The organism is Kribbella sp. VKM Ac-2569 (assembly GCF_004216905.1).
In the GTDB taxonomy this organism is placed as follows: Bacteria; Actinomycetota; Actinomycetes; order Propionibacteriales; family Kribbellaceae; genus Kribbella.
This window is the reverse complement of record NZ_SGXJ01000005.1, coordinates 279909-292768: the sequence shown is the minus strand read 5'-3', so window position 1 is coordinate 292768 and position 12860 is coordinate 279909. Positions and strand designations below refer to the sequence as shown.

Below are 12860 nucleotides of genomic sequence, written 5' to 3'. Positions count from 1 at the left end.
GGGTTATTCGTTGTCGGTCCAGTTGCCGCGTTCGCTGTTGAAGATGGACTTCGAGGCGGACGAGGACGTCGGGGATGCGGGTCGGTTCGGCTGCGAGGCGGCCGGGGCCGGCGTGCTCGCGGTGACTTCCTGCGCCGAGTCCATCCCGATCGGACCGGTGCCGTCGTCGTCGGAGTCCTCGTCCCCCTGCAGTACGTCGACGCTCGCGGAGGCCCGCAGGCCGGTGCGCTGGATGACGCGCTGAATGGTCAGGTCGCGGTCGTCGGGCCGGCTGACCCACTTGATCTCGCGGAAGCCCTGGTCCTGCGCGGCCGACTCGAAGACGAAGTGGCCGTAGCCGAGCATCCGCCCGATGATCGGCTTCTGCAGCGTGATGTCGAGGACCCTGGCGATCGGGGTGGTCGCGACGGTCTGCGAGAAGACGCCGCGGATGCGCATGACCCGCATGTTGGTGACCACGAAGCGGTCCCGATGCTGGGTGAGGAACTGCCAGAAGGCATGACTGAGCAGCACCAGGACGATCGCCAGCAGCACCGGCTGCCCGCCGATCGCGGTGGTCGCCATGGTGAGCAGCAGCGCCGCCGCGAGCACGACCTCGAGCATCGGCACCGTGAACACCACCCAGTGGTGCCGCACCTCGTCGATGACGACTTCGCCCTCGTCCGAGATCAGATGGCGCCGGACCTTCGGGTCGAAGATCCGGAACAGGCCTATTCCGGCCATCCGTTCACTCCCCTGTCACGCTGTTGTGTGACCCCGTACGACTCAAGTGTCCCGCACGACGACGTGCAACGGGACACAGAGGCGACAGATCAGCTGAACAGCGCCGTCAGGAACTGGATGACGCTCCCGAAGGCGTCACCGACGGCCGAGAACGCTCCACCCACCGCGTTGGCCGCGTTGGTCGGCTGGGTGAAGAGGTAAAACCCGGCAAAGGCGATGAGCGACCAGATCAACAGCTTCTTCGGCATGTCGCCACTCCTTGTTCCTAACCACTCGGTCGACTGTGTTTGAGTTTGTATCACGGACCGTGACCAATTGTCACTGACTGAACACAGCCCACCGCACAATGCTCACCAGCTACAAGGTCCATTCTGTAACGGATCCGGGGGCACGGCACCCATCGGCGCGCCGCCCTGAGACGCAGATCGCCGTACCCGGCGGAAATCCTGCGGCATTTGCCCGAAATCGGCACAACATCCGGTGAACGAATTGCAAAGACACCATGTGACACAACGTGGTCGATTGTTCCACGGCGAGACAAGTGTCACAAAGCGGCGATCAACTCGTCGGCCGCCGAATACGGGTCGGTGCCGCCGTCCGCGACCTTCGCCGCGAGTACGTCGAGCCGCGCGTCCCCGTGCAGGTGCGCGAACCGGGCCCGCAGCGCCGTCGTCGCGATCGCCTCGATCTCGTCCCGCGCGCGACTGCGGCGACGCTCGGTCAGTACCCCATTCCCGCGCATCCATTCCAGCCGGTCCTCGATCGCCTGCACCACCTCGGCGATCCCCTCGTTGCGGGACGCGACCGTCTTGAGGATCGGCGGCGACCAGGCACCCTCGGACCGCTCGGCCAGCGCCAGCATCGACCGCAGGTCCCGGGTGACCGACTGGACGCCGTCCCGGTCCGCCTTGTTGACGACGTAGATGTCACCGACCTCGAGGATCCCGGCCTTGGCCGCCTGAATACCGTCGCCCATTCCCGGCGCCAGCAGAACCAGCGTCGTGTCCGCCATCCCGGCGATCTCCACCTCGGACTGCCCGACCCCGACCGTCTCCACCAGCACCACGTCGAAACCGGCCGCGTCCAGCACCCGCAGCGCCTGCGGCGTCGACCACGACAGCCCGCCGAGATGCCCGCGGGACGCCATCGACCGGATGAACACCCCGCGGTCGGTCGCGTGGTCCTGCATCCGCACCCGGTCCCCGAGCAGCGCGCCGCCGGAGAACGGCGACGACGGGTCCACCGCGAGTACGCCGACCCGCTTCCCGGTCTCGCGGTACGCCGACACGAGGGCTGACGTCGACGTCGACTTGCCGACGCCGGGCGAGCCCGTGATGCCGACGATGTGCGCGTGACCGGCGTACGGCGCCAGCTCGGCCATCACCTCGCGCAGCAGCGGGGACTCGTCCTCGACCAGCGAAATCAGCCGAGCGACGGCCCGGGCGTCGCCCTCCCGGGCCCGCTCGACCAGCTCACCGACCGGCGCCGTACGTCGTGGCATCAGTTCTTCGGTACACGAACAATCAGGGCGTCACCTTGACCGCCACCGCCGCACAACGCAGCCGCGCCCACTCCACCGCCGCGGCGGCCGAGCTCGAGGGCCAGGTGCAGCACGAGGCGGGCGCCGGACATGCCGATCGGGTGGCCGAGCGCGATCGCGCCGCCGTTCACGTTCACCTTGTCGTCGCCGACCTGCAGCTCGCGCGCGGACGCGATCCCGACCGCCGCGAACGCCTCGTTGATCTCGATCAGGTCGAGGTCCGCGGGCTGGATGCCTTCCTTCGCGCAGGCCTTGGCGATCGCGTTGGCCGGCTGGCTCTGCAGCGACGAGTCCGGTCCGGCGACCGAGCCGTGCGCGCCGATCTCGGCGATCCAGCTGAGCCCGAGCTCCTCGGCCTTCGCCTTGCTCATCACGACAACGGCACAACCGCCGTCGGAGATCTGCGACGCCGAACCGGCCGTGATCGTGCCGTCCTTGCCGAACGCCGGCCGCAGCTTGCCCAGTACCTCGACCGACGTGTCACCGCGAACGCCTTCGTCGCTGTCCACCACGATCGGGTCGCCCTTGCGCTGCGGCACCTCGACCGGCACGACCTCGTCGGCGAAGAGGCCGTTCTTCCAGGCCTCGGCGGCGCGCTGGTGCGAACGGGCGCTGAACTCGTCCTGCTCCTCGCGGCTCAGCTTCTGGCGCTCGTTGTTCGCCTGGTCCGTGAGCGCGCCCATCGCCTGGTCGGTGAACGCGTCCCACAACCCGTCGTACGCCATCGAGTCGACCAGCGTGGTGTCGCCGTACTTGTAGCCCTCGCGGGACTTCGGCAGCAGGTGCGGCGCGTTCGTCATCGACTCCATGCCGCCGGCGACGACGATGTCGTACTCATCGGCGCGGATCAGCTGGTCGGCGAGCGCGATCGCGTTCAGCCCGGACAGGCAGACCTTGTTGATCGTGATGGCCGGCACGTCCATCGGGACGCCGCCCTTGACCGCGGCCTGGCGGGCGGTGATCTGACCGCCGCCGGCCTGCAGGACCTGGCCCATGATCACGTACTCGACCTGGTCCGGCGCGACGCCGGCCTTCTCGAGTGCGCCCTTGATCGCGAACCCGCCGAGCTCTGCTCCGGTGAAGCCCTTGAGGCCACCCAGCAACCGCCCGATCGGGGTCCGTGCACCGGCGACGATGACGCTGTGGTTCCGCGTGTCAGACATGCTGTCACGATACCTGCGAGCGCACTGGTACGCCGCTGCTCGATGACGTCAGACGGGTCACACGGATCGTGTCGACTGGGCCACTTTCGATGGTCTCGCGGGCCCGGCGTGCGCCACGCTGGCGGGATGGATCAGTTGTTCGACGCGATCGACCACGTCGGCATCGCGGTGCCCGACTTCGACGAGGCCGTCCGGTACTACGCCGACGTGTTCGGCATGACCGTGGCGCACGAGGAGATCAACGAGGAGCAGGGCGTCCGGGAGGCGATGCTCTCGGTCGGCGACTCGGGTTCCTCGATCCAGTTGCTGGCGCCGTTGTCGGACGCCTCGCCGATCGCGAAGTTCCTCGACCAGCGCGGTCCGGGCATCCAGCAGCTCGCCTACCGGGTCCGCGATCTCGACGCGGTCTCGAAGGTCCTCCGCGCCCGCGGCGCCCGCCTCCTGTACGACGAACCAAAACGAGGCACCGCCGGCTCCCGCGTCAACTTCATCCACCCGAAGTCAGCCGGCGGCGTCCTCGTCGAACTCGTGGAGCCATCGACCTCGCACTAGCGGTGACGGCGCGCTATTCGAGTCTCCTCGGCCTCGTTGGCGGACTACTCTGATCGAGTGCTGAAGGACAGCGCCACCGACTCCTTGCACGGTGCGCCGGCCGGATTCCTGCACGACGCCTTTGTCCACGTGTCGGACGAGGAGTTCGTGCAGCGCTCCGCTGCGCTCGTACAGGAGGGTCTGGCGGCGGGGGAAACCATCGTGGCCGTGCTACCGCCGGAGCGGATCGCCGTACTGCGCGACGCTCTTGGACCGCTGCACCATCATGTCCGGTTCAACGATATGACCGTTGCCGGGGGCAACCCTGCGCGGCTGATCCCGTACTGGCGCGGTGTCATCGCGCACCAACCCGGACCGGTGCGCGGACTCTGCGAGCCGGCGTACCCGGGACGGAGCGCAGCGGCGTACGACGAGGTGCTGCTGCACGAGGCGCTGTCCGACATCGCGTTCGCGCAGGACCGGGCGTTCCGGCTGTACTGCGCGTACGAGGCGTCCGTCGGCATCGACCCGACCGTGACGCACTCTGGCGCGGAAGCTGTTGCGGAGAAGGAGTTCCGGACCGCGCTCGACGACGTACCGGATCGCGCCGAGCGGTGGGAGTTCGGGTCCGACGAGCTCGGCCAGATCCGGCAGTGGCTGAGTGGGCAGGCCGCCTCGCACGGCGTGTCGAGGGACCGGCTCGAGGACCTGTCGCTGGCTTTGCACGAGATCTGCACCAACAGCATCCGGTTCGGCGGCGGGCGCGGGCGGCTCGCGGTGTGGATCGCCGACGGGACGCTGATCTGCGACGTACTGGACTGCGGACGGATCGACGACCTGCTCGTCGGACGGGTGCTGCCGCCGCTCGACGGGCTCGGCGGGCGGGGCGTCTGGCTCGCGAATCAGCTGTGCGACCTGGCGCAACTGCGGTCGGGTGACGACTTCACCCAAGTACGGCTCCACACCAGACTGCGGTGACGTCGAGGCGATAAGACCACTGACAACGGTGGACTGGAAAAGTGACGGTCGTCTCAACCGTCGCTCCCTGTGTTACAGCGCACAGCCACGGGCGCATACTCAACGGTAAGTTCCGCTCACCGATTTGTTACGGGACCGCCGCTGCAGGAGGTACTTTCGTGAAGCAGATCCTTGAGGCGATCCTCTCCGGCGACAACGCCGCCGTCGGAGAGCTCGACGTACCGGAGCATTACCGCGGAATCACCGTCCATGCCGACGATGCCGCGATGTTCGACGGGCTGGACAGCAAGGAGAAGGATCCGCGCAAGAGCCTGCACCTCGACGACGTACCGACGCCCGAGCTCGGGCCGGGTGAGGCGCTGGTCGCGGTGATGGCCAGCGCGATCAACTACAACACCGTCTGGACGTCGATCTTCGAGCCGGTGTCGACCTTCTCGTTCCTGAAGCGGTACGGGAAGCTGTCGCCGCTGACGGCCCGGCACGATCTGCCGTACCACGTGGTCGGCTCCGACCTGGCAGGCGTCGTACTGCGGACCGGACCCGGCGTGAACGCGTGGAAGCCGGGCGACGAGGTGGTCGCGCACTGCCTGTCGGTCGAGCTGGAGTCGCCGGACGGGCACAACGACACGATGCTCGACTCCGAGCAGCGGATCTGGGGATTCGAGACGAACTTCGGCGGTCTCGCCGAGATCGCGCTGGTGAAGTCGAACCAGCTGATGCCGAAGCCGGCCCACCTGACGTGGGAGGAAGCGGCGTCGCCGGGGCTGGTGAACAGTACGGCGTACCGGCAGCTGGTGTCCGCGAACGGCGCCAACATGAAGCAGGGCGACGTGGTTCTGGTCTGGGGCGCGTCCGGCGGTCTGGGTTCCTACGCGACGCAGTTCGCGCTGAACGGCGGGGCGATCCCGGTGTGCGTGGTGTCGTCGCCGGAGAAGGCGGAGATCTGCCGCGCGATGGGCGCGGAGCTGATCATCGACCGGTCGGCCGAGGGGTACAAGTTCTGGAAGGACGAGCACACCCAGGACCAGAAGGAATGGAAGCGGTTCGGGGCGCGGATCCGGGAGCTGACCGGCGGCGACGACCCCGACATCGTGTTCGAGCACCCGGGACGGGAGACGTTCGGCGCCTCGGTGTACGTCGCGCGGCGCGGCGGGACGATCGTGACGTGTGCGTCGACGTCCGGGTTCATGCACGAGTACGACAACCGGTACCTGTGGATGAACCTGAAGCGAATCATCGGCTCGCACTTCGCCAACTACCGCGAGGCCTGGGAGGCGAACCGGCTGATCGCCAAGGGCATGGTGCACCCGACGGTCAGCAAGGTCTACCCACTCGAGGACACCGCGCAGGCGGCGTACGACGTCCACCGCAACCTGCACCAGGGCAAGGTCGGCGTCCTGACCCTGGCTCCGGCCGAAGGACTGGGCGTCCGCGACACCGCTTTGCGCGAGGAACATCTGGACGCCATTAATCGCTTCCGCAACAGGTAGTTGCCGCCGACTCCCGATTGGCTGGTTTCGGGTGGGTTCTGACAGGCTTATGGTGGGGGATTCACGCTGAGCCGCCAGAAGGGAACCTCGGGAGAATGCCTGACGAGTCGAGCCTGCCGTTCTTCGACCGCACGGCGACAGCGGCCGGGGGCTTCCCGGTCAGTCGCCGCGGGTACGACAAGCAGGCCGTGGACGACTATGTCCGCGCGCTGGAGATGCAACTCGTCCAGGCACGCGGCCGCGCCGACGAGCTGCAGCAGAGTGTCGCGCCGATGCAGCACCAGCTCGCGGAGACGCGGCGCCAGCTCGAGGCCAGCGCCAACCCGTCGTACGCCGGGCTCGGCGACCGGGCCGCGCAGATCCTCCGGCTCGCCCAGGACCAGGCGTCCGAGGCGCTCGACGAAGCCAAGCGTGAGGCGGAGGAGCTCCGCGCGAACGCGGCCAAGGAGGCTGCCGCCGCGCGGGCGACCGGTGAGCGTGAGGCCGAGGACATCCGGACCGTCGCGCTCAACGAGGCGGACAGCATGCGTCGTACCGCCGAGGGTGACGCGGCCGAGCTGCGGCGTACGGCGGAGACCGAGGCGGCCGAGGTGCTGCAGGCGGCCCGGCGGAAGGCCGAGCAGCTGCAGCTGACCGCCGAGTCGCAGGCGAGCACGCTGAAGAACGGCGCGCTGCACGAGGCCGAGAAGATCCGGACCGCGATCCAGCGCGAGTCGGCGGCGCTGCGCGCGCGGCTGGCGGACGAGCGCGAGCAGCAGGCGAAGGAACTGGCCGACAAGCACCAGCAGATCGCGGCCGACACCGACAGCCTGACCACCCAGATGAAGGAGGCCGCCGAGGCGTCCGAGCGCCGGGTGGCCGAGGCGACCGAGCAGGCTCGCAAGATCCGTGCCGAGGCCGAGGAGTCGGCCGAGCGGACGCTCGCGCGTTCCCGCCGGGAGGCCGAGCAACTGCTGACCACCGCGCGCACCCGCGCCGAGGCCGAGCTGGCGAACGCGGCCGACGAGGCGGAGCGGTCCCGTACCGTCGTCGCTCGCGAGACCGAGCGTCTGGCGAAGCGGCGCGACGGCATCCTCACCCAGATCGCCGGCCTGAACGAGATCGCGAGCAACATCGCCCGGCAGGCCGCCGAACTGGACTCCGAGACTGCCGCGGCCCCGTACGTGAACCCGTTCGCGCGGCCGGCCGAGTCCCCCCGGACCCCGCTCGACGCGCCGGGCACGGGCGCCGGCAGCCCCTTCGCCGCCGACCCCTCGGCGGCGTTCTCCTCCGCCCCACCCGCCTCCACCTTCGAGTCGTCAGCCCCCAGCTCAACGCCGTCCGACTCAACTCCGTCCGACCCGGCGCCGTCCGACTCGGGGGATGACGACAGCCCTTTCCCGGCGACGACGCCGGCTGACAACCCGTTCCCGGGGGCGACGCCGGCAGCGGGATCCTCGCGCGAGGCGTCGTACGACACCGACGGACCGTTCACCGGTTCCAGCCCGTTCGTCGGCATCGGCGCCGGGGACGCCCGCGTCGACGAGACCCGGATCGACACCGGCCTGCGCATCGACCCGAAGGACGTCGGCGACCTCGCCGGCCAGACCAGCAAGACCGCCGGCGGCCCGGCCGACCCTGCTGCCGACGCCGCCGACCTGGCTGAGCTTGCCGCGCTTGCCGATGACGAGGACCTCGCCGAGACGGCCGGCTCCAAGGATTCGGACGGGGACGAGGAGCCGAAGGACTCGACGATGGTGGACGAGTTCCGGCTGGGTGACCTCGCGAGCGACGAGACTCGTGTCCAGACGCGGCGCTCCAGGTCGGCGAAGTCCTCCGACGACGAGTCGCCCGCGGACGACGAGAAGACCGATGTGGCCACCTCGCGCGCGCGATCCCCGAAGGACAAGATGTGACGCCATCCGGCGACGACACCTCCACAGCGACCCCCGACAAGGACCTCTCCGACGCCACGCGCGAAGCGAAGTCCGCCGCCGCGGAAGCCCAGGCCGCCGCCGACAAGAGCGAACAAGCCGCAATCGACGCCGACGATGCAGCTGACAGGGCTGCCGAGGAAGCGGACGACGCAGCTGACAAGGCTGCCGCTGCTGCTGCCGCCGAGCATGAGGACGGCGACACCAACCTCGCGGACGAACTGCTGATCGAAGAGCGGCACCCGTCGGTCGGGATGGGTACGCCGGGTCCGCCGCTGCGCCGGGGGAACCCGTTCACGTTCGGGTTCTTCGCGGCACTCGGCGTACTCGTCGCCTTGGGTCTGTGGAACGCGGCCGGCCAGGCCCGCTCGGTCCTGATCCTGCTCCTGGTCTCGATGTTCATCGCGGTCGGCCTGAACCCGCTGGTCGAGTGGTTCATGCGCCGCGGCCTGAAGCGCGGCCTGTCCGTCGGCGTGGTGTTCCTGCTGATGATCCTCGCGGTCGCCGGCGTCGCCGTCGCGATCGTCCCGGTCGTCTCAGACCAGATCAACAGCCTGATCAAGAACGCGCCCGAGTGGCTCGACCTGCTGACCAAGTCGAAGACGCTCAACGAACTGGACAACAAGTACCACTTCATCCAGAAGGCGCAGGACTACATCCAGGACCCGGCGCTGGCGCAACGCGCGTTCGGCGGGATCCTCGGCGTCGGCAAGGTGGTCGCGGGCGCGCTGTTCAACACGTTCACGATCCTGGTGCTGACGCTGTACTTCCTCGCCTCGCTCCCCACGGTGAAGCGTGCGGCGTACAGCCTCGTCCCCCGCACCCGCCGTACCCGCGTCTCGATCCTCGGCGACGAGGTCCTCGGCCGGGTCGGCGGCTACGTCAGCGGCCAGTTCCTGGTGGCGCTGACCGCCGGTGTCATGATGTTCATCTTCCTGGAGATCGTCGGGCTGCGCGAGTACGCCGTGGCGCTGGCGATCGTGGTGATGTTCTGCGACTTCATCCCGATGGTCGGCGGTCTGATCGGCGTCGTCGTGGTCTCGCTGATCGGCTTCACCGGCGGCGTCGGGATCGGCCTCGCCTGCCTGGTCTACGGTGTCATCTACCAGCAGGTCGAGAACTACTTCGTGGCACCGCGCATCATGCGCCGGGCCGTCGACATCCCCGGCGCCGTCACCGTCATCGCCGCCCTCCTCGGCGGCGCCCTCCTCGGCGTGGTCGGCGCCCTCCTCGCCATCCCCTCAGCCGCCGCCATCCTCCTCATCATCCGAGAAGTCTGGGTCCGCAAAGCCGACGCCTCCTAACCGACGAACTCACCCACTCGGGGAGAGTTACCTACCCGATCCGGGCAGGAACTCTCCCCAAGCCGTTGGTACTACCTGACGTCGAGGATGAAGTGTTGGGCGGGGGTTAGGCGGTTGTAGGTGTTGAGGCGGATGTAGGTCTGTTGGTCGAGTTGTTGGGGTTGGTGGCGGCGGGCGAAGTAGGAGTGCAGGGCTCGGCGGGGGTTGTTGGTGTGGTTCTGGGTGCCGCCGTGCCAGAGGTGGCTGTTGAAGATGACGACCGTGCCGGCTTCGCCGGTCAGTTGGATTTGGTCGGGGTGGTCGGCGCCCGGGTTGGGCATCTCGTCGCCGGGCATGGTGCCGCGGCGGTGCGAGCCGGGGACTACGCGGGTGGCGCCGTTCGACGGGGTGAAGTCGTCGAGGAGCCAGATCGAGTTGCAGACCTCGTACTCGCCCGGTTGGACGGGATGTCCGAAGTCCGCATGCAGGCCCTGGTGCCCTTCACCGGGTAGTGCCGCGCGGCTGTTGAGGGACGAGAGTTTGAACTCGCCGAGCACGTGCTGCATCGCGGCCAGTACGCGCGGGTGACTGAAGCACACCTCGAACCTCGGATCCTTGTTCACCAGATCCGCCAACCGGTCCGTACCCCGCTCCTGATGCACCTCGAGGCCGGCACGATCCCCTTCGGCCGCGGTCAGTTCGGCCAGTCGTTCGTTGATCGCGGCCACCTCGTCCGCCGTGAGAATCCCCTTCAGTGGAAGGAATCCGTCGCGGTCGAGCTGGTCCTTCTCGTCCTGCGTGAGTACGTCGTCCGTGACGCCGAGATCGCGTAAGGCGGTAGCCATATCCATCGCAGTGCTCCTTCACAGATGCACGAATCGATGCCAGCATCGTTCCGACGTACCTGGGAATCAATGCAGGAGGCGACAGGGCTTATGCACAAATCGCCACGACTGCTCGGCGCCGGCGTACACACCGCCGCGCCCGGCAAGGACTACCCGTCACACGCGCACACGTCATGGGAGCTCGTGTACTACGTTCGCGGCCGGATCACCTGCCCCGTCGGCGACGAGACGTACGACGCCACTCCGGGAACCGTGCTCCTCACCCCGCCGCACACCTGGCACGCCGAGCAGAGCCGCACCGGGTACGCGAACCGCTTCCTCCAGGTCGACGCCGCAACCACCCACCCGTGGCCGCGCCTGTGCTACGACGACACCGACCACACCCTGCGCCGCGTCTTCGATGCACTGGTCCGTGAAACCGAGAGCGAGGACCTCCGCTCGCTCCTCCTCGCCGAACTCGACCTCCGCCTCCGCCGCGCCGCGGACACCCCGCCCAGAACGCCCGCCGAACAACTCGTCGCCCAAGCCGAACAGCTCTTCGAGGAACGCTTCGCGGCCGGTCTCCGCATCGCGCACGTCGCAGCCGACCTCGGCGTCTCGCAGTCGGGCCTCCGGGCCGCGTTCACCCGCCTCCGCAACACCAGCCCACAGGCCGCCCTTCAGGCAGTACGCCTACGCCACGCGCTCGCCCACATCCGCAACTCGACGCTCCCACTCCAGGCCATCGCCGACCTCACCGGCTACCACTCAGTCAGCCACCTCACCCGCCACATCAAAGCCGCCACCGGTTCACCACCTGGCGCCCTGCGCATCAACGGCGCGTAAATCAGAAGGCAGCCTGGACCGTCGTGAGTTCGATGTTGTGGGACTCGATGGCCTGGCGGATTTCGGGGTCGAGGACCATTGCCTGGTCGGTGAGGCGGTATTCCTCGGCCCAGCGGTACGTGTAGGAGCCGGGGCGGTGGATCGCGGCCAGTTCTGGTTGTGCGGCGGCACAATGGGTGACGAGGAGGTGGACGCCGGGGGTCAGCTTGTCGAGGTAGTCGAGTAGCCAGGGCTTCTTGTCCGCGGCATCCCGATCGCTGAGCGTCTCGATCGACGCGAACCGTTTCGACTCCTCAGGCCCGTAGATGAACGGCTTCCCGAGTGCCGCCGAGACCTCGTCGTACGCCGCCGGCGCAGCCTGACCCATGTGTACGTCGAGATACTCGAGCGTCAGCCCTTCCGCCGCGAACTTCGCCGCCTGCGCCGACAACTCCCGTACCGCGTCCGCGTGACTGACCGCAGCCTTGGATTCCTCGACCGTACGCCGGAACGTGCCGTCCTCCCCCACCAACGACGCCCCGTCCGTCAACGGGCGCCACCGCAGGAAGTCCCACTCGCACGTCAGCGTCTGATGCACGCCCACCGGGATCGCGAACTCGCGTGCAAGCGCCGCCGCCTCGGTGAACCACGGACAGGCCGCCATGGTCGACGCCTGCGTCACGATCCCCTCGCGAAACGCCTGCACCGTCCCCACGTTGACCGCATGACACATCCCGAAGTCGTCACCCTGAACAACCAACTGAACCTGAGCCACGCCCACTCCTACCATCCGCCGACAGAGCCACCACCGACCGTACGACCAAACGCCGACAGATCTCCTATGGTCCGGCGAGTTTGGTGACCTCTGGGGACTGATTGGTGTGGAAGGCGCAGGCCCGCGGGTACGACGCCAGGCAGCCGCGGGTAGTCATCAGCGCGGTGTAGTAGTCGATGTACCGGAACCCGTACGTCTCGCCGCGGGCGAAGGCCTGGTGGCGGATCGCGGACACCCAGCGGTAGAAGGCCTCGTCGGAGATCGGGACGTACAGCGAAGGCGTGAAGCCCTCCATGTCCTCCCAGTTCTCGGCGTGCAGGAACGAGCGCACACCGTGCCGCGGCAGGGCGGCGAGCTTTTCAGCAAGTGCGGCGTACGGCGTGATGGCGGCGAAATCGTCCGCGGGATCGATGGGCAGGCCGGCCAGGAAGCGGGCGCGCTCGGCCAGCACGGCGGTGTGTTCGTGATCGCGGTGGATCGAGTGCTTCCAGTGCGTGATGATCGTGTCGGGCTGCTTCTCGCGGATGATCTGGGCGAGCTGCAGGGCCACGTCGTCGGTGTCGGGGAGAAAACCGTCGCTGTGGTCGAGGACCATGAAGTCCGCGCCGATCGCCTCCGCGAACGCCGTACCCTCTGCGATCTTCTGCTTCTTGTAGTCCGTCGGCGTCAGCCGCGGGTGACCGCGCTCCCCCGGCGTCAGCGCGACGATCGTCGCCGACGCGCCCTCCAGGAAGAGCTTGGCCAGCGTCGGCCCGGCGGTCAGGTCCATGTCGCCGATGTGCGCCCCGATGGCGAGCACTGATCTGGTCACAACG

The 12860-nt window shown here is 68.3% G+C and carries 13 protein-coding genes; 6 read left to right on the top strand and 7 right to left on the bottom strand.

Features of this window, described 5'->3' with window-relative positions; translation table 11 throughout:
• Window positions 1-3: 3 nt before the first annotated feature.
• From EV649_RS32335 to EV649_RS32325, 4 genes are all read right to left on the bottom strand, one after another.
• On the bottom strand, window positions 4-723 hold the full coding sequence (locus EV649_RS32335) for a PH domain-containing protein (protein WP_130387448.1): 720 nt from the start codon (window positions 721-723) through the stop codon (window positions 4-6).
• Between the two features lie 89 nt (window positions 724-812).
• Window positions 813-971, bottom strand: coding sequence for a hypothetical protein (locus EV649_RS41315; protein WP_198682812.1), 159 nt, complete (start codon window positions 969-971; stop codon window positions 813-815).
• 296 nt (window positions 972-1267) lie between these two features.
• Window positions 1268-2224: a methylmalonyl Co-A mutase-associated GTPase MeaB gene (gene meaB, locus EV649_RS32330; RefSeq protein WP_130387447.1), complete on the bottom strand. Its 957-nt coding sequence runs from the start codon at window positions 2222-2224 to the stop codon at window positions 1268-1270.
• Window positions 2224-3426, bottom strand: a complete 1203-nt coding sequence (locus EV649_RS32325) for an acetyl-CoA C-acetyltransferase (protein ID WP_130387446.1) — start codon at window positions 3424-3426, stop codon at window positions 2224-2226. Before EV649_RS32325 ends, meaB begins: the two co-directional genes overlap by 1 nt.
• Window positions 3427-3552: 126 nt before the next feature.
• Here EV649_RS32325 and mce point away from each other — a divergent pair, with 126 nt between their 5' ends.
• The 5 genes from mce to EV649_RS32300 all read left to right on the top strand — a co-directional run bounded on the left by mce (window position 3553) and on the right by EV649_RS32300 (window position 9642).
• Window positions 3553-3978 carry a methylmalonyl-CoA epimerase gene (gene mce / locus EV649_RS32320; RefSeq protein ID WP_130387445.1) on the top strand — a complete coding sequence of 142 codons (426 nt, stop codon included), beginning with the start codon at window positions 3553-3555 and terminating at the stop codon, window positions 3976-3978.
• Window positions 3979-4035: 57 nt separating this feature from the next.
• Complete coding sequence (locus EV649_RS32315) at window positions 4036-4935, top strand: sensor histidine kinase (RefSeq protein WP_130387444.1); 900 nt, start codon at window positions 4036-4038, stop codon at window positions 4933-4935.
• A 158-nt stretch (window positions 4936-5093) separates the two neighbouring features.
• A complete protein-coding gene (gene ccrA / locus EV649_RS32310) occupies window positions 5094-6425 on the top strand; it encodes a crotonyl-CoA carboxylase/reductase (RefSeq protein WP_198682811.1) in 1332 nt (443 codons plus the stop codon).
• Between the two features lie 95 nt (window positions 6426-6520).
• The gene (locus EV649_RS32305; RefSeq protein ID WP_241998950.1) at window positions 6521-8320 is read left to right on the top strand and encodes a transposase; all 1800 of its coding nucleotides are present in this window, start codon (window positions 6521-6523) and stop codon (window positions 8318-8320) included.
• Window positions 8317-9642: an AI-2E family transporter gene (locus EV649_RS32300; protein ID WP_130387443.1), complete on the top strand. Its 1326-nt coding sequence runs from the start codon at window positions 8317-8319 to the stop codon at window positions 9640-9642. Before EV649_RS32305 ends, EV649_RS32300 begins: the two co-directional genes overlap by 4 nt.
• Before the next feature lie 71 nt (window positions 9643-9713).
• On the opposite strand, the gene EV649_RS32295 is transcribed toward EV649_RS32300, so the two are convergent.
• Complete coding sequence (locus EV649_RS32295; RefSeq protein WP_130387442.1) at window positions 9714-10472, bottom strand: phytanoyl-CoA dioxygenase family protein; 759 nt, start codon at window positions 10470-10472, stop codon at window positions 9714-9716.
• An 84-nt stretch (window positions 10473-10556) separates the two neighbouring features.
• Here EV649_RS32295 and EV649_RS32290 point away from each other — a divergent pair, with 84 nt between their 5' ends.
• Window positions 10557-11291: an AraC family transcriptional regulator gene (locus EV649_RS32290; RefSeq protein ID WP_198682810.1), complete on the top strand. Its 735-nt coding sequence runs from the start codon at window positions 10557-10559 to the stop codon at window positions 11289-11291.
• Window position 11292: 1 nt separating this feature from the next.
• Here EV649_RS32290 and EV649_RS32285 read toward each other — a convergent pair whose 3' ends face one another.
• Together EV649_RS32285 and EV649_RS32280 are read right to left on the bottom strand one after the other, a co-directional pair.
• On the bottom strand, window positions 11293-12045 hold the full coding sequence (locus EV649_RS32285; RefSeq protein ID WP_157996360.1) for a ChbG/HpnK family deacetylase: 753 nt from the start codon (window positions 12043-12045) through the stop codon (window positions 11293-11295).
• Window positions 12046-12109: 64 nt separating this feature from the next.
• The gene (locus tag EV649_RS32280) at window positions 12110-12856 is read right to left on the bottom strand and encodes a PIG-L family deacetylase (RefSeq protein ID WP_130387439.1); all 747 of its coding nucleotides are present in this window, start codon (window positions 12854-12856) and stop codon (window positions 12110-12112) included.
• Window positions 12857-12860: the final 4 nt, after the last annotated feature.

Coding starts and splice junctions, on each gene's coding strand:
- EV649_RS32335 (WP_130387448.1), bottom strand. CDS start 723: ATGGCCGGAATAGGCCTGTTCCGGATCTTCGACCCGAAGGTCCGGCGC.
- EV649_RS41315 (WP_198682812.1), bottom strand. CDS start 971: ATGCCGAAGAAGCTGTTGATCTGGTCGCTCATCGCCTTTGCCGGGTTT.
- meaB (WP_130387447.1), bottom strand. CDS start 2,224: ATGCCACGACGTACGGCGCCGGTCGGTGAGCTGGTCGAGCGGGCCCGG.
- EV649_RS32325 (WP_130387446.1), bottom strand. CDS start 3,426: ATGTCTGACACGCGGAACCACAGCGTCATCGTCGCCGGTGCACGGACC.
- mce (WP_130387445.1), top strand. CDS start 3,553: ATGGATCAGTTGTTCGACGCGATCGACCACGTCGGCATCGCGGTGCCC.
- EV649_RS32305 (WP_241998950.1), top strand. CDS start 6,521: ATGCCTGACGAGTCGAGCCTGCCGTTCTTCGACCGCACGGCGACAGCG.
- EV649_RS32295 (WP_130387442.1), bottom strand. CDS start 10,472: ATGGATATGGCTACCGCCTTACGCGATCTCGGCGTCACGGACGACGTA.
- EV649_RS32290 (WP_198682810.1), top strand. CDS start 10,557: ATGCACAAATCGCCACGACTGCTCGGCGCCGGCGTACACACCGCCGCG.